This is a genomic window from Pseudomonas sp. WS 5027, assembly GCF_012985695.1.
Taxonomy (GTDB): domain Bacteria; phylum Pseudomonadota; class Gammaproteobacteria; order Pseudomonadales; family Pseudomonadaceae; genus Aquipseudomonas; species Aquipseudomonas hygromyciniae.
In genome coordinates this window covers 55,556-80,331 of the sequence record NZ_JAAQWU010000007.1, presented here as the reverse complement: position 1 = coordinate 80,331, position 24,776 = coordinate 55,556, and the positions used below count along the sequence as shown (strand labels likewise).

The 24,776-nt window shown below is 59.2% G+C and carries 20 protein-coding genes; 17 read left to right on the top strand and 3 right to left on the bottom strand.

The features are described from left to right. Positions 1-55 precede the first annotated feature (55 nt). The 3 genes from dapC to map form a co-directional block, all read right to left on the bottom strand. Entirely contained in the window at positions 56-1,255 is a 1,200-nt protein-coding gene (gene dapC, locus HBO09_RS11045) for a succinyldiaminopimelate transaminase (protein WP_169996865.1), read from the bottom strand. Between the two features lie 146 nt (positions 1,256-1,401). Next, the gene (locus HBO09_RS11040) at positions 1,402-4,104 is read right to left on the bottom strand and encodes a [protein-PII] uridylyltransferase (RefSeq protein ID WP_169996868.1); all 2,703 of its coding nucleotides are present in this window, start codon (positions 4,102-4,104) and stop codon (positions 1,402-1,404) included. Between the two features lie 67 nt (positions 4,105-4,171). Then, positions 4,172-4,954 carry a type I methionyl aminopeptidase gene (map, locus tag HBO09_RS11035; RefSeq protein ID WP_029297294.1) on the bottom strand — a complete coding sequence of 261 codons (783 nt, stop codon included), beginning with the start codon at positions 4,952-4,954 and terminating at the stop codon, positions 4,172-4,174. 386 nt (positions 4,955-5,340) lie between these two features. Between map and rpsB the strand changes: the two genes are divergently transcribed. From rpsB to HBO09_RS10950, 17 genes are all read left to right on the top strand, one after another. Then, entirely contained in the window at positions 5,341-6,081 is a 741-nt protein-coding gene (rpsB, locus tag HBO09_RS11030; RefSeq protein WP_029297291.1) for a 30S ribosomal protein S2, read from the top strand. Positions 6,082-6,274: 193 nt separating this feature from the next. Then, entirely contained in the window at positions 6,275-7,138 is an 864-nt protein-coding gene (gene tsf / locus HBO09_RS11025) for a translation elongation factor Ts (protein WP_003172264.1), read from the top strand. A 211-nt stretch (positions 7,139-7,349) separates the two neighbouring features. Continuing rightward, the gene (gene pyrH / locus HBO09_RS11020; protein ID WP_003172271.1) at positions 7,350-8,093 is read left to right on the top strand and encodes a UMP kinase; all 744 of its coding nucleotides are present in this window, start codon (positions 7,350-7,352) and stop codon (positions 8,091-8,093) included. Next, on the top strand, positions 8,090-8,647 hold the full coding sequence (frr, locus tag HBO09_RS11015; RefSeq protein ID WP_169996870.1) for a ribosome recycling factor: 558 nt from the start codon (positions 8,090-8,092) through the stop codon (positions 8,645-8,647). Before pyrH ends, frr begins: the two co-directional genes overlap by 4 nt. A gap of 17 nt (positions 8,648-8,664) precedes the next feature. Continuing rightward, on the top strand, positions 8,665-9,420 hold the full coding sequence (gene uppS / locus HBO09_RS11010; protein WP_169996872.1) for a polyprenyl diphosphate synthase: 756 nt from the start codon (positions 8,665-8,667) through the stop codon (positions 9,418-9,420). Next, positions 9,420-10,226, top strand: a complete 807-nt coding sequence (locus tag HBO09_RS11005) for a phosphatidate cytidylyltransferase (protein ID WP_169996875.1) — start codon at positions 9,420-9,422, stop codon at positions 10,224-10,226. The genes uppS and HBO09_RS11005 overlap by 1 nt, the downstream gene beginning before the upstream one ends. Then, positions 10,223-11,413 carry a 1-deoxy-D-xylulose-5-phosphate reductoisomerase gene (gene ispC, locus HBO09_RS11000; RefSeq protein ID WP_169996877.1) on the top strand — a complete coding sequence of 397 codons (1,191 nt, stop codon included), beginning with the start codon at positions 10,223-10,225 and terminating at the stop codon, positions 11,411-11,413. The genes HBO09_RS11005 and ispC overlap by 4 nt, the downstream gene beginning before the upstream one ends. A 35-nt stretch (positions 11,414-11,448) precedes the next feature. After that, positions 11,449-12,801, top strand: coding sequence for a sigma E protease regulator RseP (gene rseP, locus HBO09_RS10995; protein ID WP_169996880.1), 1,353 nt, complete (start codon positions 11,449-11,451; stop codon positions 12,799-12,801). A 74-nt stretch (positions 12,802-12,875) separates the two neighbouring features. Beyond that, on the top strand, positions 12,876-15,263 hold the full coding sequence (bamA, locus tag HBO09_RS10990) for an outer membrane protein assembly factor BamA (protein ID WP_169996882.1): 2,388 nt from the start codon (positions 12,876-12,878) through the stop codon (positions 15,261-15,263). Between the two features lie 45 nt (positions 15,264-15,308). Further along, complete coding sequence (locus tag HBO09_RS10985) at positions 15,309-15,812, top strand: OmpH family outer membrane protein (RefSeq protein WP_003219314.1); 504 nt, start codon at positions 15,309-15,311, stop codon at positions 15,810-15,812. A gap of 3 nt (positions 15,813-15,815) precedes the next feature. After that, positions 15,816-16,871 (top strand): UDP-3-O-(3-hydroxymyristoyl)glucosamine N-acyltransferase, encoded by a 1,056-nt coding sequence (gene lpxD / locus HBO09_RS10980; protein ID WP_169996886.1) that lies wholly within the window; start codon positions 15,816-15,818, stop codon positions 16,869-16,871. 110 nt (positions 16,872-16,981) lie between these two features. Then, the gene (gene fabZ, locus HBO09_RS10975) at positions 16,982-17,422 is read left to right on the top strand and encodes a 3-hydroxyacyl-ACP dehydratase FabZ (protein ID WP_029297270.1); all 441 of its coding nucleotides are present in this window, start codon (positions 16,982-16,984) and stop codon (positions 17,420-17,422) included. Beyond that, positions 17,419-18,195, top strand: a complete 777-nt coding sequence (lpxA, locus tag HBO09_RS10970) for an acyl-ACP--UDP-N-acetylglucosamine O-acyltransferase (RefSeq protein WP_169996889.1) — start codon at positions 17,419-17,421, stop codon at positions 18,193-18,195. Before fabZ ends, lpxA begins: the two co-directional genes overlap by 4 nt. Positions 18,196-18,197: 2 nt before the next feature. Continuing rightward, positions 18,198-19,337, top strand: coding sequence for a lipid-A-disaccharide synthase (gene lpxB / locus HBO09_RS10965; RefSeq protein WP_169996891.1), 1,140 nt, complete (start codon positions 18,198-18,200; stop codon positions 19,335-19,337). Then, positions 19,334-19,966, top strand: a complete 633-nt coding sequence (gene rnhB / locus HBO09_RS10960) for a ribonuclease HII (protein WP_169996893.1) — start codon at positions 19,334-19,336, stop codon at positions 19,964-19,966. Before lpxB ends, rnhB begins: the two co-directional genes overlap by 4 nt. Positions 19,967-20,043: 77 nt before the next feature. Further along, a complete protein-coding gene (gene dnaE / locus HBO09_RS10955) occupies positions 20,044-23,565 on the top strand; it encodes a DNA polymerase III subunit alpha (RefSeq protein WP_169996895.1) in 3,522 nt (1,173 codons plus the stop codon). 139 nt (positions 23,566-23,704) lie between these two features. Continuing rightward, positions 23,705-24,652: an acetyl-CoA carboxylase carboxyltransferase subunit alpha gene (locus tag HBO09_RS10950; protein ID WP_029297260.1), complete on the top strand. Its 948-nt coding sequence runs from the start codon at positions 23,705-23,707 to the stop codon at positions 24,650-24,652. Positions 24,653-24,776 lie beyond the last annotated feature (124 nt).

Here is a 24,776-nt window from a genome sequence, read left to right as displayed (position 1 = left end):
GAACGGCCTGAACGTGTAAGCCCATGTTTACCTGAGGTAAACATGGGGTGAGTATTCAGCGGCGACGTTGAATAAAATCGCGAATACGCTCCGCCGCTTCAACGCATTCGGACAACGGTGCAACCAGTGCCAGGCGCACCCGCCCGGCGCCTGGATTGAAACCGTCCACTTCCCGCGACAGATACGAGCCCGGCACCACGGTCACGTGTTCTTGCGCGAACAAGTCGCGGCAGAACGCTGCGTCGTCGCCCTCGACGTTTGGCCACAGGTAGAAACCACCGTCAGGGTTCTGTACGTCCAATACCGGCTTGAGAATTGCCAGGACCGCCGCGAATTTTTCCCGGTACAGATCACGGTTGGCCTGTACATGGGCCTCATCCTGCCAAGCAGCAATGCTCGCCAGTTGGGTTTGTACCGGCATCGCGCAGCCGTGGTAGGTGCGGTACAGCAGGAAGGCCTTGAGGATCTCTGCATCGCCGGCCACAAAACCGGAGCGCAGGCCCGGCAGGTTGGAGCGCTTGGATAGGCTATGGAACACCACGCAACGCTTGAAGTCCTCGCGACCCAATTCAACACAGGCGCTAAGCAGGCCGGGCGGTGGGGTTTGTTCGTCGAAGTACAGCTCGCTGTAGCACTCGTCGGCGGCGATCACGAAGTCGTACTGGTCGGCCAGGGCGATCAGTTTTTTCAGGGTCGCGACCGGAATCAGCGCGCCGGTCGGGTTGCCGGGGGAGCACAGGAACAGGATCTGGCAGCGTTGCCAGATATCCGGTGTCACAGCATCGAAATCCGGGTTGAAGCCATTTTCATCCAGGCATGGCAGGTAATGCGGCTTGGCCCCGGCGAGGAACGCTGCGCCTTCGTAGATCTGATAGAACGGGTTCGGGCTGACCACCAGGGCATCGTCGCCACGGTTGACCACGGTCTGGGTGAAGGCGAACAGCGCTTCGCGGGTGCCATTGACCGGCAGGATATTGCGCGCCGGGTCCAGCCAGCCCTTGGGCACGTTGAAGCGGCGTTCGCACCAGGCGCCAATGGCCTCGCGCAGGGCGGGAATACCTAGGGTAGTGGGGTAGACGGCCATCTGGTCCAGATTATTGGCCAGGGCCTGAGCGACGAAATCCGGGGACTTGTGCTTGGGCTCGCCGATGGACAGGGCAATCGGGCGCTTGTCCGGGTTTGGCGTGACACTGCCCAGCAGGGCGCGCAATTTCTCGAACGGGTAGGGTTGCAGTTGGTTCAGGGCGTTGTTCATTGGGGGCCTCTATCGTTGAGCGCGGCCCCTGTAGGCGCTGGCTTGCCTGCGATGTAGGCACCGCGGTGTATCTGGTACACCGAGGCGATGCCATCGCAGGCAAGCCAGCTCCTACAAGGGCGCGCGCCCACAGGGAAAAATTCAACTCAAATGGTCAGTCGGAAACCTTCTGCCCCAGGCTCCTGGTTCACGCTCAATTGCTGCACGATGGCGTCCTGCAAGCGGCGGCACAGTTCCGGGTCGGACAGGGGGTGGTTGTCGGCGTCGGTAATAAAGAATACGTCTTCGACCCGCTCGCCCAGGGTGGCAATCTTGGCGTTTTGCAATGATAGGTCGAATTCCAGAAAGATCCCGCCGATCCGTGCCAGCAGGCCTGGCCGATCCGGTGCGCTGAGTTCCAGCACCGTAACCGGGCGCTGGGCGTCGTTGTGGATCGTCACCTGGGGAGGAAAGGCAAAATGCTTGAGCTGGCGCGGCACCCGGCGCTGGATGATGGTTGGGTAGTCGTCCGGGTTGCGCAGGGCTTCGGTGAGGCCTTCGCGGATCTTTTTCACGCGCTCGGGGTTGTCGCCGATGGACTCGCCTTCGGTGTCGAGCACGATATAGGTATCGAGGGTGAACTGGCTGCTGGAGGTAATGACCCGCGCGTCATGGATGTTCAGGTTGAGTTGGTCCATCGCGGCCACGGTCACGGCGAAGAAGTCATGCTGGTCCGGGGCGTAGATGAAGATCTGCGTCCCGCCTTCGAATTCGCGCTGGGTCGTTTCCTTGATCAGCACCAGCGGGCCACCGTCAGCCGGCTGCTGGAGGATCGCGTCGGTGTGCCAGGCCACGTCGCCTGCGGTGTGGCGCAGGAAATAGTCATCACCCAATTGCGACCACAATTGCTCCACATCGTCCGGGTCGTTGCCGCCGCGCACCAGGATATCCAGGGCCGCGCTCTGGGTGCGGCGGATCTGCTCTTCGCGGTCCACCGGGTTTTCCAGGCCACGGCGCAACGCGCGCTTGGTCTCGGTATAGAGCTGGCGCAACAGGCTGGCGCGCCACGAGTTCCAAAGGGTCGGGTTGGTGGCGTTGATGTCGGAGACGGTCAGCACGTACAGGTAGTCGAGACGGGTTTCGTCGCCGACGATCTGCGCGAAGTCATGGATTACCTGCGGGTCGGACAAGTCCTTGCGCTGGGCAGTGGTGGACATGACCAAGTGGTTCTGCACCAGCCAGACGATCAGGCGGCTGTCCCATTGCGGCAACTGGTGACGCTGGCAGAAGGCTTGCGCATCCACCGCGCCGATTTCCGAATGGTCGCCGTGCCGGCCCTTGCCGATATCGTGGTACAGGCCTGCCAGGTAGATCAGTTCAGGCTTGGGCAGCTTGGCCATCAGCTTACTGGCCAGCGGGAATTTCTCTGACACCTGGGTGTATTGCAGCTTACGCAGGTGCTTGATCAGGTTCAGGGTGTGGGCATCGACCGTATAGATGTGGAACAGGTCGTGTTGCATCTGCCCGACGATAAAGCCGAACTCCGGCAGATAGCGTCCGAGGATGCCGTAGCGGTTCATGCGCCGCAGGTTGCGGTGGATGCCGATCTTGCACTTGAACAGCTCGATAAACAGGCTGGTATTGCGGATGTCGTTGCGGAATTCGTCGTCGATCAGATGACGGTTTTCCCGCAGCAAGCGGATGGTGTCGGCGCGCACGCCCTTGATTTCCGGTTGCTGGGCCATCAGCACGAAGATTTCCAGCATGGCAAATGGAGTGCGCTTGAACACGTTGTCGTTGCGCGCCTCGATATAGCCATCGTGGAGTTGGAAGCGTGCGTTGATCGGTTGCGGCGGCGCTTCGTCTTCGGGGGCCAGGATCACTTCTTCAAAATGCTGGATGATCAGGTCGCTGAGCTGGGCGATGCTCATGACCACCCGGTAGTACTGCTGCATGAAGCTTTCGATGCTGGTCTTCGCGTCTTCGCCCTCAAACCCCAGCAGGCTGGCGATGGAGCGCTGGTGATCGAACAGCAGGCGGTCTTCGGAGCGTCCGGCGAGCATGTGCAGGGCGTAGCGTACCTTCCACAAAAACTCCTGGGACGAGGCCAGCAGGGCGTTTTCGCTCTCTACCAAAAAGCCTTCGCCGGCCAGGGCTCGCAGGTTCAGGGTGCCGTATTGGCGCCGGGCCACCCACAAAATGGTCTGGATGTCCCGCAGCCCGCCAGGCGAGCCCTTGACGTTGGGTTCCAGGTTGTACTCGGTGTCGTTGTACTTGTGGTGCCGGGCTTTTTGCTCGGCGCGCTTGGCGAGGAAAAACTCTTTGCTCGGCCACATATGCGCGGTGCTGGTGACTTCCAGCATGCGCTGGCGCAGGCGTTCGGGGCCGCAAATGGTGCGGCTTTCCATCAGGTTGGTGACCACGGTGAGGTCGGCACGGGCTTCTTCGGCGCATTCATCTACCGAACGCACGCTCTGACCGACTTCCAGGCCAATGTCCCACAGCAGCGTCAGAAAACGCTCGATGGAGTCGCGAAAGATCTCGTGGTCGGCGCTGTCCAGCAGGATCAGCAGATCGATATCGGAGTAGGGGTGCAGTTCGCCCCGGCCATAGCCGCCGACGGCCACCAGGGCGATATCGGCGTCCTCGCTCCAGTCGAACTGTTCCCAGGCCTTTTGCAGGATGTTATCGACGAACCAGGCGCGATCCTCGATCAGCCGGCGGATCTCCCGGCCGCTGCGAAAACGTCCGTCGAGCACCTCGCGGGCCTGGCGGATGGCCTTCTTGAAGGCGGCAATCGGGCTTGCCTTCAGCGCCAGTTCCGCCTGGAACTGGCCGCGGTCGAAGAGTTCGGGATCCACCTGGGGCATCGATCGGCTTTCCTTTCTATCTATGTGTAGGTTGCAACGTTGCTATCCGGAAAGCCCGCTGCAAGCATCAGGCCGAAACGCGGGGGATGGTGTCATCGGCGCGCAGGGTGAAGATCTCGTAGCCGGTGTCGGTGACCAGCAGGGTGTGCTCCCACTGTGCCGAAAGCTTGCGGTCCTTGGTGATGGCGGTCCAGCCGTCGCCCAGCACCTTGGTGTCGGCCTTGCCCTGGTTGATCATCGGCTCGATGGTAAAGGTCATGCCTGCCTTGAGCTCCATGCCGGTGCCAGCACGGCCGTAGTGCAGGATCTGTGGCTCTTCATGGAACACTTTGCCGATGCCGTGGCCGCAGAATTCGCGGACTACCGAGAACCCGTTCTTTTCAGCGTGCTTCTGGATCACTTCGCCGATATCGCCCAGGCGGCAGCCGGGCTTGACCAGTTCAATGGCCTTGTACATGCATTCCTGGGTGACCTGGGACAGGCGCTCGGCCCAGACCGGGACGTTGCCGACGTGGAACATGCGGCTGGTGTCGCCGTGATAACCGTCCTTGATCACGGTGACGTCGATGTTCAGGGTGTCACCGTCTTTGAGCGGTTTGTCGCCCGGGATACCGTGGCAGACCACGTGGTTGATCGAGGTGCAGATCGACTTGGGGAAGCCTTTGTAGTTCAGCGGCGCGGGGATGGCTTTCTGCACGTCGACAATATAGTCATGGCAGATGCGGTCCAGGGCTTCAGTGGTAACGCCGGGCTTGACGTGTTCGGCAATCATTTCCAGCACGTCGGCAGCCAGTTTGCCGGCAACGCGCATGCCTGCGATATCTTCGGCGGTTTTCAGGGTAACGGTCATACAGGCTCTCTCTAGCGCGACGCGCTGAAATCAATACGGTTTACGGGTGTGCGACAAAAAGGTGCAGCGTTCGCACAAGCCCAAAAAACGCGATTCTAACAGACGCAAGGTACAAACCATGAGTCTCTGGCTATCGCTTCTCTCTATAAGGTGTGGGTATTTTCACCCGATTCAATGGCTTGGGTGGCCGTGGCGGCAAGCAAATGCGATTGCGGGTTTCGTTTTTGTCGTTGCTGTGGTATAAAATGCGCCGCTTTCCGGGGATACCCCGCAAAGCTTAAATCCACACACGTGTCGACACGATGACCTGGGTGCCGGAGGCCTTGAAGCCGCTGGTTGGTCATTGGGATACGTGGAGGCCAAACCCGACTTATTAAGGAACTATCATGTCCCAAGTCAACATGCGCGATATGCTGAAGGCCGGTGTGCACTTCGGTCACCAGACCCGTTACTGGAACCCGAAAATGGGTAAATACATTTTCGGCGCGCGTAACAAGATCCACATTATCAACCTTGAAAAAACCCTGCCAATGTTCAACGAAGCTCTGACTTTCGTAGAGCGCCTGGCCCAGGGCAAAAACAAGATTCTGTTCGTCGGCACCAAGCGTTCCGCTGGCAAGATCGTTGCTGAAGAAGCAGCACGTTGCGGTTCGCCGTACGTCGATCACCGCTGGTTGGGCGGCATGCTGACCAACTTCAAAACCATCCGTGCTTCCATCAAGCGTCTGCGTGACCTTGAAGTGCAAGCCGAAGACGGTACTTTCGCCAAGCTGACCAAGAAAGAAGCGCTGATGCGCTCCCGTGACCTGGAAAAGCTCGATCGTTCCCTGGGTGGTATCAAGGACATGGGCGGTCTGCCTGACGCACTGTTCGTTATCGACGTTGATCACGAGCGCATCGCGATCACCGAAGCCAACAAGCTGGGCATCCCGGTTATCGGCGTAGTCGATACCAACAGCAGCCCGGAAGGCGTTGACTACATCATCCCAGGCAACGATGACGCAATCCGCGCTATCCAGCTGTACATGGGTTCGATGGCTGACGCTGTAATCCGTGGCCGCAACAATGTTGGCGGCGGCACCGTAGAGTTCGCTGCTGAAGAAGCACCGGTCGCTGCAGCTGAGTAATTGACGCCCTGGCGTTGACTCAGTAAGCAAAAAGGGGGCTTGGCCCCCTTTTTGCCACCTCGAAAACCATTTGTGAGCGGCACAGCTACAGCATCTGTAACGTGCAGCGGTTAACAAGGGTGGTTCGGGAAGAATTGAACGCCCGTACAAGTCGGGTGGAATGGTTGAAAACCTATCCAAGAGGAATTTGAAAATGGCAGCAATTACTGCAGCGTTGGTTAAAGAACTGCGTGAGCGTACTGGCGAAGGCATGATGGATTGCAAGAAAGCCCTGGAAAAGGCTGACGGCGACATCGAAAAAGCCATTGATGACATGCGTGCTTCGGGCGCGATCAAGGCTGCCAAGAAAGCAGGCAACGTAGCTGCTGAAGGCGCTATCGCTTTGAAAGAAGACGGCAAATCCGCCGTTCTGCTGGAAGTGAACTCGCAGACCGACTTCCTGGCTCTGCAGGACGACTTCAAGGCATTTGTTGCTGCTAGCGTTGAAAAAGCGTTCGCCGACAAACTGACTGACGCCGCTCCGCTGATCGCCGCTCAAGAAGCTGATCGCCTGGTACTGGTCGGCAAGGTTGGCGAAAACGTCAACATTCGTCGTCTGGTGCGTGTTGAAGGTGACGTTGTTGGTGGTTACCTGCACGGCAACAAGATCGGTGTTGCAGTTGTCCTCAAGGGCGGCAACGTTGAGCTGGCCAAAGACATCGCTATGCACGTAGCGGCCAGCAACCCTGAGTTCCTGCTGCCTTCGGAAGTTTCTGCCGAAGCGATCGAGCGCGAAAAAGCTGTGTTCCTGCAGCTGAACGAAGAAAAAATCAAAGGCAAGCCAGAAAACATTGTTGAGAACATGGTCAAAGGCCGTATCAGCAAGTTCCTGGCCGAAGCTAGCTTGGTTGAGCAGGCGTTCGTCAAAAACCCTGAAATCAAGGTTGGCGAACTGGCCAAGAAAGCCGGTGCTGAAATCGTTTCCTTCACCTACTTCAAAGTAGGCGACGGTATCGAGAAGCCGGTCGACAACTTTGCTGAAGAAGTTGCTGCCCAGCTGGCTGCCGCCAAGCAATAAGACAGTTTTCAACTGTCGCCCAAGAGAGGCTGCCCGCTCACGCGCGCAGCCTCTTTTCAAATGGGATGCTCAATTTTATTTGGCTTCCCTTTGGAACTGGCTTACAAAGCCGTGTTCCGATGGCGCTGTGACAGCGTCCAGCTAGAGTGAACGCAAGCCGTAAACGGCTCGCCAAGAATTTTTTAAAAATACGCCGCAGGAGAGATTCGCAATGGCTCAGCAGGGCAGTGGTTATCAGGCTCGCTATAAACGCATTCTACTCAAGCTTAGCGGCGAGGCCCTGATGGGCTCGGAAGAGTTCGGGATCGATCCCAAGGTGCTTGACCGCATGGCGCTGGAAGTCGGCCAATTGGTCGGCATTGGCGTCCAGGTTGGCCTGGTGATTGGTGGTGGCAACCTGTTCCGTGGCGCAGCGCTCAGTGCTGCTGGCATGGATCGGGTCACTGGCGACCACATGGGCATGCTGGCCACTGTGATGAACGCCCTGGCCATGCGTGATGCCCTGGAGCGTGCCAATATCTCGGCCATTGTGATGTCGGCCATCTCCATGGTGGGCGTAACCGATCATTACGATCGTCGCAAAGCCATGCGCCACCTGAACGCCAAAGAAGTGGTGATCTTCGCCGCCGGTACCGGCAACCCGTTCTTCACCACTGACTCGGCTGCCTGCCTGCGTGCCATCGAAATCGATGCTGACGTGGTGCTTAAGGCCACCAAGGTCGATGGTGTCTACACTGCCGATCCATTCAAAGACCCGCATGCCGAGAAGTTCGATCATCTGACTTATGATGAAGTGCTGGATCGCAAGCTGGGCGTTATGGACCTGACGGCAATTTGCCTGTGCCGCGACCACAAGATGCCGCTGCGCGTATTTAACATGAACAAGCCCGGCGCCCTGCTGAATATCGTACACGGCGGCGCAGAAGGGACTCTGATCGAGGAAGGCCAACAATGATCAACGAAATCAAGAAAGACGCCCAAGCGCGTATGCACAAATCCCTGGAGTCTCTGAGCCATGCATTCGGCCAGATTCGTACCGGCAAGGCTCACCCAAGCATCCTGGGCAGCGTGATGGTGCCTTACTACGGTTCCGACACTCCGCTGAGCGGCGTAGCCAACGTTACCGTCAAAGACTCGCGCACCCTGCAGGTCGTGGCTTTCGAGCGCAACATGCTCGCTGCTGTCGACAAGGCCATCCAGAGCGCAGGCCTGAACCTCAACCCGACCAACCTGGGCGAGTTGCTGCTGATCTCCATGCCTGCGCTGACCGAAGAAACCCGTAAGGGCTTCACCAAGCAGGCGCGTAGCGCAGCGGAAGATGCCCGTGTTGCCGTGCGTAACATTCGCCGTGACGCCCTGGGTGACCTGAAGAAACTGGTCAAGGACAAGGAAATCAGCGAAGACGAAGAGCGTCGTGCAATCGCTGATATCGATAAGCTGACCAAGGAATCCGAGGTCCTGATCACCAAGGCCACGGAAGAGAAAGAAAAGGACCTGATGGCCGTATAAGGGGTCAGGACGCTTTCATGGAAAAGACCAAGCAGACTGTGCCCTCCATGGTGCCGCGCCATGTCGCGATCATCATGGATGGGAATAATCGCTGGGCGAAAAAACGCTTTATGCCGGGTGTCGCCGGGCATAAAGCGGGCGTCGATGCGGTACGGGCGGTGATCGAGGTGTGTGCCGAGGCCAAGGTCGAGGTGTTGACCTTGTTTGCCTTCTCCAGTGAGAACTGGCAACGCCCGGCCGACGAGGTCAGCGCCTTGATGGACTTGTTCTTCAAGGCCTTGCGTCGCGAAGCCAAGCGTCTCAACGACAACAACATCAGCCTGCGCATCATCGGCGATCGCTCACGGTTCCATCCGGAGCTGCAGGCGGCCATGCGTGAAGCCGAGGCGATCACCGCCGGCAGCGACCGCTTCGTCCTGCAAATCGCCGCCAATTATGGCGGACAATGGGATATTGCCCAGGCTGCACAGCGCCTGGCGCGTGAAGTGCAGGCTGGCCATTTGCGCCCGGAAGACATCACGCCCGAGTTGTTGCAAACCTGCCTGGTGACCGGCGACCTGCCGTTGCCGGATCTATGCATCCGTACCGGGGGCGAACACCGCATCAGCAATTTCCTGTTGTGGCAGTTGGCCTATACCGAGCTGTACTTCTCCGACCTGTTCTGGCCGGACTTCAAACACGATGCCATGCGTAATGCACTGGCCGATTTCGCTTCCCGTCAGCGTCGCTTCGGTAAAACGAGCGAGCAGATCGAAGCTGGAGCCCGGGTTTAATGCTTAAACAACGAATCATCACGGCACTGATCCTGCTGCCGATCGCCTTGTGCGGGTTTTTCCTGCTCGAAGGCGCAGGCTTTGCGCTGTTCATTGGCCTGGTCGTGACCCTGGGCGCCTGGGAATGGGCGCGCCTGGCAGGGTTTGCCGAACAGTTGCCGCGGGTGGTGTATGCCGCCGTGGTCGCGTTGCTGCTGTTCCTGATGTACATCCTGCCGGATGTCGCACCTTGGGTGCTCGGCGCGGCGGTACTGTGGTGGGCGTTGGCAACATTCCTTGTATTGACCTACCCGCGTACCAGTGCTCAGTGGTCCAGTGTCGCCTGCAAGCTGGTGATCGGCCTGCTGATCCTGCTGCCGGCCTGGCAGGGCCTGGTCTATATCAAGCATATGGCCTTGGGCAACTGGTTGATCATGGCGGTGATGGTGCTGGTCTGGGGTGCGGATATCGGTGCGTATTTCTCCGGCCGTGCCTTTGGCAAGCGCAAGCTGGCCCCGGCAGTCAGTCCCGGCAAGAGCTGGGAAGGGGTGTACGGCGGGCTGGCGTTGACGTTGCTGATTACCCTGGTCGTCGGCGTTGTGCGTGAGTGGGAAGCCAGGCAAATCCTCCTGGCCCTGATCGGCGCGGCAGTGGTGGTACTGATCTCGGTGGTCGGTGACCTGACCGAAAGCATGTTCAAGCGCCAGGCTGGTATCAAGGACAGCAGTAACCTGCTGCCGGGCCATGGCGGCGTGCTGGACCGAATCGACAGCCTGACGGCGGCGATCCCGGTATTTGCCGTGCTGTTGTGGATGGCTGCTTCGTGAGCCGCCTACAACAGGTGACAGTGTTGGGAGCAACTGGCTCGGTGGGCTTGAGCACGCTGGATGTGATCGCTCGTCATCCCGAGCGCTACCAGGTATTCGCCCTGACCGGCTTCAGTCGTTTGAGCGAACTGCTTGCGCTGTGCGTGCGGCATGTGCCGCAGTTTGCAGTGGTACCGGATGCCGTTGCTGCCCGTGGTTTGCAGGACGACCTGCGGGCTGCCGGCCTGGGCACCCAAGTGCTGGTCGGCGAGGAGGGCTTGTGCCAGGTGTCCGCTGCTTCTGAAGTGGATACCGTGGTTGCCGCCATTGTCGGTGCTGCTGGCTTGCGGCCAACCCTGGCGGCGGTCGATGCAGGCAAGAAGATCCTCTTGGCCAATAAAGAGGCGCTGGTGATGTCCGGCGCGCTGTTTATGCAGGCGGTGCGCAAGAGCGGCGCCGTGCTGTTGCCGCTGGACAGCGAGCATAATGCGATTTTTCAGTGCATGCCGGGCGACTTTGCCCGCGGCCTGAGCCAGGTGGGCGTGCGGCGCATCCTGCTGACCGCTTCTGGTGGGCCGTTCCGCAAGACACCGTTGGCCGAACTGGAGCACGTTTCTCCCGATCAGGCTTGCGCTCATCCCAATTGGTCGATGGGGCGCAAGATCTCGGTGGATTCGGCGAGCATGATGAACAAGGGTCTGGAGCTGATCGAGGCCTGCTGGCTATTTGACGCCCGGGCCGATCAGGTCGAGGTGGTGATTCATCCGCAAAGCGTGATTCATTCCCTGGTCGACTATGTGGATGGTTCGGTGTTGGCCCAGTTGGGCAACCCGGACATGCGCACGCCGATTGCCAATGCCCTGGCATGGCCTGAGCGTATCGACTCGGGTGTGGCGCCGCTGGACCTGTTTGCCATTGCACGCCTGGATTTCGAGGCGCCGGATGATCAGCGTTTCCCTTGCCTGCGCCTGGCACGTGAAGCGGCAGAGGCGGGCAACAGCGCTCCGGCGATGTTGAATGCGGCCAATGAGGTCGCGGTTGCCGCGTTTCTTGATCGGCGCATCCGCTTCCCACAGATCGCGAGTATCATCGAGGAAATTTTAAGTCTCGAGCCGGTGGTTGCCGTGAATGATTTGGGCGCCGTGTTCGAGGCGGATGCCAAGGCCCGGGTCTTGGCCGAGCAATGGTTGAAACGCCACGCAGGTTAGTGGGCAGGCGCGGGATTGGAATGCGGAGAGATTAGATGAGTGCGCTCTACATGATTGTCGGCACCCTGGTTGCTCTGGGTGTACTGGTCACTTTCCACGAATTTGGTCATTTCTGGGTGGCGCGCCGTTGTGGCGTCAAGGTCCTGCGTTTTTCCGTGGGTTTTGGCATGCCGCTGCTGCGCTGGCATGACCGACGTGGGACTGAATTCGTGATTGCCGCCATTCCCCTGGGCGGCTACGTCAAGATGCTCGACGAGCGCGAAGGCGAAGTGCCGGCTGATCAACTGGATCAATCTTTCAATCGCAAGACCGTTCGTCAGCGTATCGCTATCGTGGCTGCCGGGCCGATCGCCAACTTTCTGCTGGCCATGGTGTTCTTCTGGGTCCTGGCAATGTTGGGCAGCCAGCAGGTGCGTCCGGTCATCGGTGCGGTGGAGGCGGGCAGTATTGCAGCCAAGGCTGGTTTGAGCGCTGGGCAGGAAATTGTTGCTATTGATGGCGAGCCGACCAGCGGCTGGGGGGCGGTCAATCTGCAGTTGGTGCGACGTCTGGGTGAGAGCGGCACCGTGCAACTGGTGGTGCGCGAGCAGGACTCCACGGCTGAGACACCGCGTGAGCTGGTCCTGGACCAGTGGCTCAAGGGCGCCGACGAGCCTGATCCGATCAAGTCCCTGGGGATTCGCCCTTGGCGCCCGGCGCTGCCGCCAGTGCTGGCAGAGCTCGATCCGAAGGGGCCGGCCCAGGCCGCCGGTCTGAAGACCGGTGACCGTTTGCTGGCCCTTGATGGTCAGGCACTTGGCGACTGGCAGCAAGTAGTCGATCTGGTTCGTGTACGTCCTGATACGAAAATTGTGCTGAAAGTAGAGCGCGACGGTGCTCAAATCGACGTCCCTGTCACCCTCGCGGTGCGCGGGGAGGCCAAGGCGGCCGGCGGGTATCTGGGGGCGGGGGTCAAAGGTGTCGATTGGCCGCCATCGATGGTGCGGGAGGTCAGCTTCGGGCCATTGGCGGCAATTGGCGAGGGTGCGCGACGCACTTGGACCATGAGTGTACTGACCCTCGATTCGCTGAAGAAAATGTTGTTCGGCGAGCTCTCGGTAAAAAACTTGAGTGGACCGATAACCATTGCTAAAGTGGCGGGCGCTTCTGCCCAGTCGGGCGTTGCTGATTTCCTGAATTTCCTGGCTTATCTGAGTATTAGCCTTGGGGTTCTGAATTTGTTGCCCATTCCAGTATTGGATGGGGGGCATTTGTTGTTTTATCTCGTCGAGTGGGTGCGTGGTCGCCCCTTGTCGGATCGGGTGCAGGGTTGGGGGATACAGATCGGTATCAGTTTGGTGGTCGGGGTGATGTTGTTAGCCTTGGTCAACGATCTGGGACGTCTGTAACGCTTCGCTGAATTGCGAATCTGCCGCATTTTGCGGCAGTTTGTTTATTGCCAGTTGGAATAAGAAAGGACTTCATGAAACGTCTGCTGCTAACTGCGGTTCTCACCGTATTGATGATCGCCGAAGTTCACGCCGAGTCCTTCACCATCTCCGATATTCGCGTCAACGGCCTCCAGCGGGTTTCCGCGGGTAGCGTGTTTGGCGCCTTGCCGTTGAACGTTGGGGAACAGGCTGACGACCGTCGCCTGGTGGAATCCACTCGTGCGCTGTTCAAAACCGGCTTCTTTCAAGATATCCAGCTGGGTCGTGAAGGCAACGTCCTGGTCATCACTGTCGTCGAGCGACCTTCTGTCGCCAGTATCGAGATCGAAGGCAACAAGGCGATCTCCACTGAAGACTTGATGAAAGGTCTCAAGCAATCCGGCCTGGCCGAAGGCGAGATCTTCCAGCGTGCCACCCTCGAAGGCGTGCGTAACGAGCTGCAGCGTCAGTACGTTGCCCAAGGCCGTTACTCCGCTTCCGTGGAAACCGAAGTGGTGCCGCAGCCGCGCAACCGTGTCGGCCTGAAGGTCAACATCAACGAAGGCACCGTGGCGGCGATCCAGCACATCAACGTGGTGGGCAACACCAAGTTCGCCGACGACGATCTGATCGACCTGTTCGAACTCAAGACCACCAACTGGCTGTCGTTCTTCAAGAACGACGACAAGTACGCCCGTGAAAAACTCTCCGGTGACCTGGAGCGTCTGCGCTCCTACTACCTGGACCGTGGCTATATCAACATGGATATCGCTTCGACCCAGGTGTCCATCACCCCGGACAAGAAGCACGTGTACATCACGGTCAACGTCAACGAAGGCGAGAAGTACCGCGTTCGTGACGTGAAGCTCAGCGGCGACCTGAAAGTGCCTGAAGACCAGGTCAAGTCCCTGCTGCTGGTCCAGAAGGACCAGGTGTTCTCGCGCAAGCTGATGACCACCACTTCCGAATTGATCACCCGTCGCCTGGGTAACGAAGGCTATACCTTCGCCAACGTCAACGGCGTGCCGACCCCACATGATGATGACCACACCGTGGACATCACCTTTGTCGTCGATCCGGGCAAGCGTGCCTACGTCAACCGTATCAACTTCCGGGGCAACACCAAGTCCGAAGACGAAGTGCTGCGTCGCGAAATGCGCCAGATGGAAGGTGGCTGGGCTTCGACCTACCTGATCGACCAGTCCAAGACCCGTCTTGAGCGCCTGGGCTTCTTCAAGGAAGTCAACGTCGAAACCCCGGCCGTACCGGGTGTGGATGACCAGGTCGACGTTAACTACGCCGTGGAAGAACAAGCATCCGGTTCGATCACCGCCAGTGTCGGCTTTGCACAGAGTGCCGGCCTGATCCTCGGTGGCTCGATTACCCAGAACAACTTCCTGGGTACCGGTAACAAGGTTTCCATCGGCCTGACCCGCAGTGAATACCAGAGCCGCTACAACTTCGGCTACGTGGACCCCTACTGGACTGCTGACGGTGTGAGCCTGGGCTACAACGCCTTCTACCGCACCACCGACTACAAAGACCTCGACGTCGACGTTGCAAGCTATGCGATCGATAGCCTGGGTGCCGGCGTCAACGTGGGCTATCCGATCAGTGAGACCTCGCGTCTGACCTTCGGCCTGACTGCGCAGCAGGATGAGATCAAGACCGGTGTCTACACCGTGGACGAGATCTTCGACTTCACCCGCCGCGAAGGTGACAAGTTCCTCAACTTCAAGGCCTCGGCTGGTTGGTCCGAGTCCACCCTGAACAAAGGCGTGCTGGCCACCCGTGGTCACTCCCAGAGCTTGACCCTGGAAACCACCACCCCAGGTAGCGACCTGTCGTTCTTCAAACTCGACTACCGTGGCCAGTTGTTCACGCCGTTGAGCGATAACTACACCATGCGCCTGCACACCGAACTGGGCTATGGTGACGGCTACGGTTCGACCAATGGCCTGCCGTTCTACGAGAACTACTACGCCGGTGGCTTCAACTCCGTACGTGGCTTCAAGGACAGCACCCTGGGTCCTCGTGGTACGCCGAGCCGTGGTGTTGCCGAAACCGGTAACGTCGGCACTGTGCGTGACTCGGACAATGACCCGCTGCCATTCGGTGGTAACGTGTTGATTCAAGGTGGTGCGGAAATTCTGTTCCCGCTGCCATTCGTCAAGGACCAGCGTTCCCTGCGGACTTCGGTCTTCTGGGATGTGGGTAACGTATTCGACTCCAAGTGCGAGCAGATTCGTAACCCGAGCGGCCTGAAGTCCAACACCCAGTGCAACGACGTAAGCCTGAGCAATCTGGCCAGTTCCGTGGGTGTGGGTGTGACCTGGATTACCGCCCTTGGTCCGTTGAGCTTCGCCTTGGCGATGCCAGTCAAGAAACCGGATAACGCTGAAACCCAGATTTTCCAATTTTCCCTCGGCCAGACGTTCTAAGCGTCCGACCCAAGATAACGACAACGGATTCTGTAGGAGTGCATCGTGCGTAAGTTGACTCAATTGGTTCTTCTGGCAACCGTGCTGGTCGCAACCCCGGCGTTTGCCGAAATGAAAATCGCCGTCCTGAACTATCAGATGGCCCTGCTGGAATCCGACGCGGCCAAGAAGTACGCGGTAGATGCCGAGAAAAAATTCGGTCCGCAACTGACCAAGCTCAAGACTCTGGAAAGCAGCGCCAAAGGTATCCAGGATCGCCTAGTCGCCGGTGGCGACAAAATGCAGCAAGGCGAGCGCGAGCGTCTGGAGCTTGAATTCAAGCAAAAGGCCCGTGACTATCAATTCCAGTCCAAGGAACTGAACGAAGCCAAGGCTGTGGCCGACCGTGAAATGCTCAAGCAACTGAAGCCAAAACTCGACAGCGCCGTGGAAGAAGTCATCAAGAAAGGTGCCTTTGACCTGGTCTTCGAGCGTGGCGCCGTGATCGACGTCAAGCCTCAATACGACATCACCCGCCAGGTGATCGAGCGCATGAACCAGCTGAAGTAAGCCATGACCGCGACTATCAAACTCGGCGAGTTGGCCGAGTTCCTGGGGGCCACCTTGCGTGGCTCCAAGGAGAAGGAAATCACTGGGCTAGCCACCTTGCAGGAGGCTGGCCCAGCTCAGTTGAGCTTCCTCGCAAATCCCCAATACCGTAAATACCTGAGCGACAGCCAGGCCGCAGCAGTATTGCTGAAGGCCGCTGATGCCGAGACGTTTGCCGGGGATGCGCTGGTGGTGGCCGACCCTTACGCGGCTTACGCGCGGGTGTCCCACCTGTTCGACCCGAAACCCAAGGCTGCCCCAGGCATTCATCCTTCTGCCGTGATCGCTGATGACGCCCAGGTTGATCCTGCGGCGAGCATTGGTGCTTTCGCGGTGATCGAGAGTGGTGCGCGCATTGGTGCAGGCGTGACTGTAGGGGCTCATTGCTTTATCGGCGCCCGCAGTGAAGTCGGCGCGGGCGGCTGGCTCGCGCCACGTGTGACCCTGTACCACGATGTGCGTATCGGGCAGCGGGTGGTGATTCAGTCGGGTGCCGTGATCGGTGGCGAGGGCTTCGGCTTTGCCAACGAGAAAGGCATCTGGCAGAAGATTGCCCAGGTTGGCGGTGTGTTGATCGGTGATGATGTGGAGATTGGCGTCAACACTGCGGTTGATCGCGGGGCCCTGGCCGATACCGTGATTGGCAATGGTGTGAAGCTGGACAACCAGATCCAGATCGCCCACAACGTACAGATTGGCGATCACACGGCCATGGCTGCGTGCGTCGGCATCTCCGGCAGCACCAAGATCGGCAAGCATTGCATGCTGGCCGGCGGTGTCGGGCTGGTGGGCCATATTGAAGTTTGCGACAACGTATTCATTACCGGCATGACCATGGTGACCCATTCGATTACTGAGCCTGGGGCCTATTCTTCCGGTACGGCGATGCAACCCGCAGCCGAGTGGCGCAAGAGCGCGGCCCGTTTAAGGCAGCTCGACGACATGGCACGGCGCCTGAAACATCTGGAAAAGCGTGTTGGGGACGTGACCCCTGGCAGTAATGTTTCATCAGATGGCTGATACCATTTCCATATCAAGTGTGCACAGCAGCTAGACTGCCTTCTTGATTTGCTAGAGGGGCGTGCCTTAGTCCGCGCGCTCCCAATCTTTATTACAGGCTTCCCCCCGAAATGATGGACATCAACGAGATTCGCGAATACCTGCCTCACCGTTACCCGTTCCTGCTGGTGGACCGCGTAGTGGAACTGAATGTCGAGGAAAAGCGCATTCGTGCCTACAAGAATGTCAGCATCAACGAGCCATTCTTCAATGGTCACTTTCCCGCGCATCCAATCATGCCGGGCGTATTGATCATCGAAGCGATGGCGCAGGCCGCTGGTATCCTGGGTTTTAAAATGCTCGACCTGAAGCCTGCCGACGGCACGCTTTACTATTTCGTGGGCTCCGACAAGCTGCGCTTCCGCAACCCGGTCACCCCAGGTGACCAGTTGATCCTGGAAGCCAAGTTCGTGAGCTGCAAGCGCCAGATCTGGAAATTCGAATGCCAGGCGTCCGTTGACGGCAAGCCTGTGTGTTCCGCCGAAATCATCTGTGCGGAACGCAAACTATGAGTTTGATTGACCCTCGCGCAATCATCGATCCGACGGCCGTGCTGGCCGCCGACGTTGAGGTCGGCCCTTGGTCGATCATCGGCGCAGGTGTGGAAATCGGCGAGGGGACAGTCATCGGGCCGCACGTGATCCTCAAGGGTCCGACCCGCATAGGCAAACACAATCGCATCTACCAGTTTTCCTCGGTAGGCGAAGACACGCCGGACATGAAGTACAAGGGTGAAGAAACCCGCCTGGTAATCGGTGATCACAACATCATTCGTGAAGGCGTGACCATTCATCGCGGCACTGTGCAGGACCGGGCAGAAACCACCCTGGGCGATCACAACCTGGTGATGGCCTACGCGCACATCGGTCACGACAGCGTGATTGGCAATCACTGTATCCTGGTCAATAACACCGCGCTGGCTGGCCATGTACACGTTGACGATTGGGCGATCCTGTCCGGTTTCACCCTGGTGCATCAATACTGCCATATCGGCGCCCATAGCTTTTCCGGCATGGGTACTGCTATCGGCAAGGATGTACCGGCGTTCGTCACGGTATTCGGCAACCCCGCCGAAGCCCGCAGCATGAATTTCGAAGGCATGCGCCGACGCGGTTTCAGCGAAGAGGCGATTCACGCCCTGCGTCGCGCCTACAAGGTGGTGTATCGCCAGGGCCTGACGGTTGACCAAGCGCTCGCCGAGTTGGCCGAGCCGGCGGCGCTGTTTCCAGAAGTTGCCATGTTCCGTGATTCGATCCAGGCATCGACTCGCGGCATCACCCGCTGATCATGGCCACGCTGCGTATTGCATTGGTGGCCGGAGAAGCTTCCGGCGATATCCTCGGCGCTGGCCTGATGCGCGCCATCAAGGTGCAGCATCCAGCGGTAGAATTCATCGGGGTCGGCGGCCCGTTGATGCAGGCTGAAGGCCTGACTTCCTACTTTCCCATGGAGCGGTTGTCGGTCATGGGGCTGGTGGAAGTATTGGGGCGCCTGCGTGAGCTACTGGCTCGGCGCAAACTGCTGATCCAGACCCTGATTGCAGAAAAACCGGACGTCTTTATCGGTATCGACGCCCCGGACTTCACCCTCAATATCGAACTCAAACTGCGTCAGGCCGGAATCAAGACCGTGCATTACGTCAGCCCGTCCGTGTGGGCGTGGCGGCAAAAGCGTGTCTTGAAGATCCGCGAAGGCTGCGACCTGATGCTGACCTTGCTGCCTTTCGAGGCGCGGTTCTACGAAGAGCAGGGCGTGCCGGTAAGGTTTGTCGGCCATACCCTGGCCGATACCATCCCGCTGCAGGCTGACCGCGCCGCCGCCCGCGTCGAGTTGGGCCTGCCCGACGGGCCGTTGGTGGCGTTGATGCCGGGCAGTCGTGGTGGTGAAGTCGGTCGCCTGGGCGCATTGTTTTTCGATGCGGCCGAGCGCCTGCTGGCCTTGAAGCCTGGAGTGCGTTTTGTGCTGCCGTGCGCCAGCCCGCAGCGGCGAGCGCAGATCGAGGCCTTGCTGGTGGGGCGCAACCTGCCGTTGACGCTGCTTGACGGACGTTCCCATCTGGCCTTGGCCGCGTGTGATGCGGTGTTGATCGCTTCTGGTACTGCCACGCTGGAGGCCTTGCTCTACAAGCGCCCGATGGTCGTGGCCTATCGATTGGCGCCGCTGACCTACTGGATTCTCAAGCGCATGGTCAAAAGTCCCTACATCTCCTTGCCCAACCTGCTTGCCCAGCGTTTGTTGGTGCCGGAGTTGCTGCAGGACGCTGCGACGCCCGAGGCATTGGCCCAGACCATTTTGCCGTTGATCGACGGCGGCGAAGAGCAGACCCGTGGGTTTGACGAAATTCACCGCACCTTGCGCCGTGATGCGTCGAACCAGGCCGCAGACGCCGTGTTGACCTTGATCGGCCGCCAGCAGGAAACCCTATGAAGACGCAAATGGGCCTGGATTTCAGCCTGGTCGCTCAAACCCACGAACTGGTCGCCGGTGTCGATGAAGTAGGGCGCGGCCCGCTGTGCGGTGCGGTGGTCACAGCAGCGGTGATTCTTGACCCGAATCGCCCGATTCTCGGCCTCAACGATTCGAAGAAACTCACCGAAGCCCGTCGTGAAAAGCTTTTTGACGAAATTTGCGAAAAGGCCCTCAGCTGGCATATCGCCAGGGCTGAAGTCGAGGAAATCGACGAGCTGAATATCCTCCACGCCACGATGCTGGCCATGCAGCGCGCCGTCGAGGGCCTGCACATCACCCCGAAGCTGGCGATGATCGACGGTAATCGCTGCCCGAAGCTGGCGATGCCAGCCGAAGCAGTGGTCAAGGGTGATAGCAAGGTTCCGGCGATTGCCGCCGCCTCTATCCTGGCCAAGGTCAGCCGCGACCGCGAAATGGCGGCGTTCGAGTTGATCTATCCGGGCTATGGCATCGGTGGCCACAAAGGCTACCCGACGCCCGTTCATCTGGAAGCCCTGGCGCGATTGGGCCCGACCCCGATCCACCGCCGCTCGTTTGCCCCGGTGCGCCAGGCTTACGAGGTGCGCGAAAGCCAGGTCGAGATTTAGGCGCAGGCTGATGTTTTACTCAAGGCCCGGTACAATCCGGGCCTTGTTGTTTTCACACGTATCTAGACAGGATCACTATGCCGGCTTCATTCGTTCACCTGCGCCTGCACACTGAATACTCCCTGGTCGACGGCCTGGTACGGATCAAACCACTGGTCAAAACCCTGGTGGGCATGAACATGCCTGCCGTCGCGGTGACCGATCAGAACAACATGTGCTCCTTGGTCAAGTTCTACAAGAGCGCCATGGGCGCTGGCATCAAGCCGATCTGCGGCGCCGACTTGTGGCTGTCCAACAAGGATCCGGACAACGCCTTGAGCCGTATCAGCCTGCTGGCGATGAACGGCGTGGGCTACCGCAACCTGACCGAACTGATTTCCCGTGGTTTTATCGACGGCCAGCGCAATGGCTCGATCATCATCGAGCGCGAATGGGTGGCCGAGGCCAGCGAAGGGCTGATCATGCTGTCGGCCGCCAAAGAGGGTGAGGTCGGTATCGCGTTGCTGGGTGGTAACCCGCACGAGGCCGAAGTGCTGGCCAGTGAGTGGATGAAGGTCTTTCCCGATCGCTTCTACCTGGAGGTCCAGCGCACCAATCGCCCCAACGATGAAGAGCATCTGCACGCTGCCGTAGCCCTGGCGGAAAAGCTGGGTGCGCCGCTGGTAGCCACCAACGATGTGCGCTTTATCAAGAAGGAAGACTTCGAAGCCCACGAAACCCGGGTGTGCATCGGCGAAGGCCGGGCCCTGGACGATCCACGGCGCTCGAAGAACTACAGCGAAGAGCAGTACCTCAAAAGCGCCGAGGAAATGGCTGAGTTGTTCAGCGACTTGCCCGAGGCCCTGGAAAACTCCGTCGAAATTGCCAAGCGCTGCAATATCGAAGTGAAGCTGGGCAAACACTTTTTGCCCAACTTCCCGATTCCCGATGGCATGACCATCGATGAATATTTCCGCAAGGTGTCCTTTGATGGTCTGGAAGAGCGTCTATCCGTTCTGCTGCCCAAAGACACGACTGAGGATTACGAAGCCAAGCGCCAGGTGTATGTCGACCGGCTGAATTTCGAGCTGGATATCATCATCCAGATGGGATTCCCCGGTTACTTCCTGATCGTAATGGACTTTATCCAGTGGGCCAAAAGCAACGGCGTGCCGGTGGGGCCTGGCCGGGGGTCGGGTGCGGGCTCGCTGGTGGCCTATGTACAGAAGATCACCGACCTTGATCCGCTGGAATATGACCTGCTGTTCGAGCGGTTCCTGAACCCGGAACGGGTATCGATGCCCGACTTCGACGTCGACTTCTGCATGGATGGTCGCGACCGGGTGATCGAGTACGTGGCCGAAAAATACGGTCGCAACGCGGTAAGCCAGATCATTACCTTCGGTTCCATGGCGGCGAAGGCGGTTATCCGCGACGTGGCGCGGGTGCAGGGCAAGTCCTATGGCTTGGCGGATCGTCTGTCGAAGATGATTCCTTTCGAAGTCGGCATGACCCTGGAAAAGGCCTACGAGCAGGAGGAAATCCTGCGTGACTTCATCAAGGTCGATGAAGAGGCGGCCGAAATCTGGGATATGGCCCGCAAGCTTGAAGGCGTGGTGCGCAACGTCGGTAAGCACGCCGGTGGTGTGGTAATCGCGCCGACCAAGCTCACAGACTTTTCGCCGATCTATTGCGACGAAGAAGGCGATGGCCTGGTAACCCAGTTCGACAAGGATGACGTAGAGGCAGCGGGCCTGGTGAAGTTCGACTTCCTCGGCCTGCGGACCCTGACCATCATCGATTGGGCGCTCAAGACCATCAACCGCGAGCGCGCCAAGGTCGATGAGGCGCCGCTGGATATCGCCTTTATCCCGCTGGACGACAAGCCGACCTACGCCCTGCTGCAAAAAGCCGAGACCACTGCGGTGTTCCAGCTTGAGTCCCGCGGCATGAAGGAGCTGATCAAAAAGCTCAAGCCCGACTGCCTGGAAGACTTGATCGCACTGGTGGCCCTGTTCCGTCCGGGCCCGCTGCAATCGGGCATGGTTGACGACTTTATCAACCGTAAGCACGGGCGCGCCGAGCTGGCCTACCCGCACTCCGACTACCAGTACGAAGGCCTCAAGCCAGTATTGGCGCCGACTTACGGCATCATCCTGTATCAAGAACAGGTGATGCAGATCGCCCAGGTCATGGCCGGCTACACCCTTGGCGGCGCGGACATGCTGCGTCGAGCCATGGGTAAGAAAAAGCCCGAGGAAATGGCCAAGCAGCGCGGCGGTTTCATTGAAGGTTGCGCCACCAACAATATCGACGCTGACCTTGCCGGTAACATCTTTGACCTGGTGGAAAAATTCGCCGGTTATGGTTTCAACAAATCCCACTCCGCCGCCTACGGCCTGGTGTCGTACCAGACTGCCTGGCTGAAGGCCCATTACCCGGCGCCGTTCATGGCGGCGGTGCTTTCGGCGGATATGCACAACACCGACAAGGTCGTGACCTTGATCGAAGAAGTGCGGACCATGAAGCTGCGTCTCGACGCGCCGGATGTGAACGCCTCGGAGTTCAAGTTCACCGTGAACGACGAAGGCCGCATCATCTACGGCCTGGGCGCGATCAAAGGCGTGGGCGAAGGCCCGGTCGAGGCGATTACTGAGGCGCGCCAGGACGGTCCTTTCAAGGATCTGTTCGACTTCTGCGCTCGGGTGGACCTCAAGCGCATCAACAAACGTACCCTCGATGGCCTGATCCGCAGCGGTGCACTTGACCGTCTCGGCCCGTATTTCCATGACGAGCCGAAGGCCTACCAGGCCAATATCGACCGTAATCGCGCGGTACTGCTGACCGCCATGGAAGAAGCGATCAAGGCTGCCGAACAAACTGCCCGCACCCACGACAGCGGGCATGCCGACCTGTTTGGCGGGCTGTTCGTCGAAGAAGACGCCGATGTGTATGCCAATCACCGCAAGGCCAAGGAGCTGACCCTCAAAGAGCGGCTCAAGGGTGAAAAAGACACACTGGGCCTGTACCTCACCGGTCACCCGATTGACGAGTATGAAGGCGAGATCCGCCGTTTTGCCCGCCAGCGCATCATCGACCTGAAGCCGGCGCGCGATACCCAGACTGTCGCCGGGATGATCATTGCCCTGCGGGTGATGAAGAACAAAAAGGGCGACAAGATGGGTTTCATCACCCTCGACGACCGTTCCGGGCGTATCGAAGCGTCGCTGTTTGCCGACGCCTTCCACTCCGCGCAGTCGCTGTTGCAGACCGACGCGATGGTGGTGGTGGAAGGTGAGGTCAGCAACGATGACTTCTCCGGTGGCTTGCGCCTGCGGATCAAGCGGGTGATGAGCATGGAAGATGCCCGTACCAACCTGGCCGAAAGCCTGCGACTGAAGGTCAAAACCGAAGCGCTCAAGGGCGATCAGCTACGCTGGCTGGGGGATCTGCTCAAGCGCCACCGTGGCGCGTGCCCGGTGACCATGGAGTACACCGGCAACGACGCCAAGGCGATGTTGCAGTTCGGCGAGACGTGGCGAATTGACCCGGCTGATGGCTTGATTCAAGCATTGCGTGACCAGTTCGGGCGTGACAACGTCTTCCTCCAATACCGTTGACGGTCAGGGCTGCCCTTGTACCCCTGACCTCGACTCAACATTTAATCTCGACCTTGACGCGCCTCTCCCTTAAGGTAGGGCGCGAATAGACAACCGGCTGGCCAGGCACTCCTTGGCCGTCGACCCAAGACGGACGCTTATGAACCCGAATTTTCTTGATTTCGAACAGCCGATCGCTGACCTGCAAGCCAAGATCGAAGAGCTGCGCCTGGTCGGCAATGACAATTCGCTGAATATCGGCGATGAAATCTCCCGCCTGCAAGACAAGAGCAAGACGCTCACCGAAGACATCTTCGGCAAGCTGACCAGCTGGCAGATCGCGCGCCTGGCCCGCCACCCGCGCCGTCCGTACACCCTGGACTACATCGATCACATCTTCACCGAGTTTGACGAGTTGCACGGCGACCGCCACTTCTCCGATGACGCGGCGATTGTCGGCGGTATTGCCCGCCTCGACGACCAGCCCGTGATGGTGATCGGTCACCAGAAAGGCCGCGAAGTGCGCGAGAAAGTGCGTCGCAACTTCGGCATGCCGCGTCCAGAAGGCTACCGCAAGGCTTGCCGTCTGATGGAGATGGCTGAACGCTTCAAGATGCCGATCCTGACCTTTATCGACACCCCGGGCGCCTACCCAGGCATCGACGCTGAAGAGCGTAACCAGAGCGAAGCGATTGCCTGGAACCTGCGAGTGATGGCACGCCTGAAAACCCCGATCATCGCGACCGTGATCGGTGAAGGCGGTTCCGGCGGTGCGCTGGCCATTGGCGTTTGCGACCAATTGAACATGCTGCAGTATTCCACCTACGCGGTGATCTCGCCGGAAGGTTGCGCCTCGATCCTGTGGAAAACCGCAGAAAAGGCCCCGGATGCGGCTGAAGCCATGGGTATCACCGCTGATCGCCTCAAAGGCCTGGGCATCGTCGACAAAGTGATCGCCGAGCCCCTGGGCGGCGCCCACCGTGACCCTGCTGCAGCGTCGGCTACCATCCGCGCTGAGCTCTGTGCGCAGTTGGACATGCTCAAGAAGTTCGACAACGAGGCGCTGCTGGCCCGTCGTTATGAGCGCCTGATGAGCTACGGTCTCTAAGCCACTGCGTTACCCATGTGGGAGCGGGCTTGCTCGCGATAGTAATGTGTCAGTGCCAGATTGGTTGACTGGTACACCGCTATCGCGGGCAAGCCCGCTCCCACATTTGCTTTGTATATGCTTG

Excerpts from the sequence above, each read along its gene's own strand:
- lpxD (WP_169996886.1), top strand. The coding sequence starts at position 15,816 with ATGACCGCGACTATCAAACTCGGCGAGTTGGCCGAGTTCCTGGGGGCC.
- uppS (WP_169996872.1), top strand. The coding sequence starts at position 8,665 with ATGGAAAAGACCAAGCAGACTGTGCCCTCCATGGTGCCGCGCCATGTC.
- rseP (WP_169996880.1), top strand. The coding sequence starts at position 11,449 with ATGAGTGCGCTCTACATGATTGTCGGCACCCTGGTTGCTCTGGGTGTA.
- dnaE (WP_169996895.1), top strand. The coding sequence starts at position 20,044 with ATGCCGGCTTCATTCGTTCACCTGCGCCTGCACACTGAATACTCCCTG.
- bamA (WP_169996882.1), top strand. The coding sequence starts at position 12,876 with ATGAAACGTCTGCTGCTAACTGCGGTTCTCACCGTATTGATGATCGCC.
- frr (WP_169996870.1), top strand. The coding sequence starts at position 8,090 with ATGATCAACGAAATCAAGAAAGACGCCCAAGCGCGTATGCACAAATCC.
- fabZ (WP_029297270.1), top strand. The coding sequence starts at position 16,982 with ATGATGGACATCAACGAGATTCGCGAATACCTGCCTCACCGTTACCCG.
- HBO09_RS11040 (WP_169996868.1), bottom strand. The coding sequence starts at position 4,104 with ATGCCCCAGGTGGATCCCGAACTCTTCGACCGCGGCCAGTTCCAGGCG.
- rpsB (WP_029297291.1), top strand. The coding sequence starts at position 5,341 with ATGTCCCAAGTCAACATGCGCGATATGCTGAAGGCCGGTGTGCACTTC.
- map (WP_029297294.1), bottom strand. The coding sequence starts at position 4,954 with ATGACCGTTACCCTGAAAACCGCCGAAGATATCGCAGGCATGCGCGTT.
- HBO09_RS10950 (WP_029297260.1), top strand. The coding sequence starts at position 23,705 with ATGAACCCGAATTTTCTTGATTTCGAACAGCCGATCGCTGACCTGCAA.
- lpxA (WP_169996889.1), top strand. The coding sequence starts at position 17,419 with ATGAGTTTGATTGACCCTCGCGCAATCATCGATCCGACGGCCGTGCTG.
- rnhB (WP_169996893.1), top strand. The coding sequence starts at position 19,334 with ATGAAGACGCAAATGGGCCTGGATTTCAGCCTGGTCGCTCAAACCCAC.
- tsf (WP_003172264.1), top strand. The coding sequence starts at position 6,275 with ATGGCAGCAATTACTGCAGCGTTGGTTAAAGAACTGCGTGAGCGTACT.
- lpxB (WP_169996891.1), top strand. The coding sequence starts at position 18,198 with ATGGCCACGCTGCGTATTGCATTGGTGGCCGGAGAAGCTTCCGGCGAT.
- HBO09_RS11005 (WP_169996875.1), top strand. The coding sequence starts at position 9,420 with ATGCTTAAACAACGAATCATCACGGCACTGATCCTGCTGCCGATCGCC.
- dapC (WP_169996865.1), bottom strand. The coding sequence starts at position 1,255 with ATGAACAACGCCCTGAACCAACTGCAACCCTACCCGTTCGAGAAATTG.
- pyrH (WP_003172271.1), top strand. The coding sequence starts at position 7,350 with ATGGCTCAGCAGGGCAGTGGTTATCAGGCTCGCTATAAACGCATTCTA.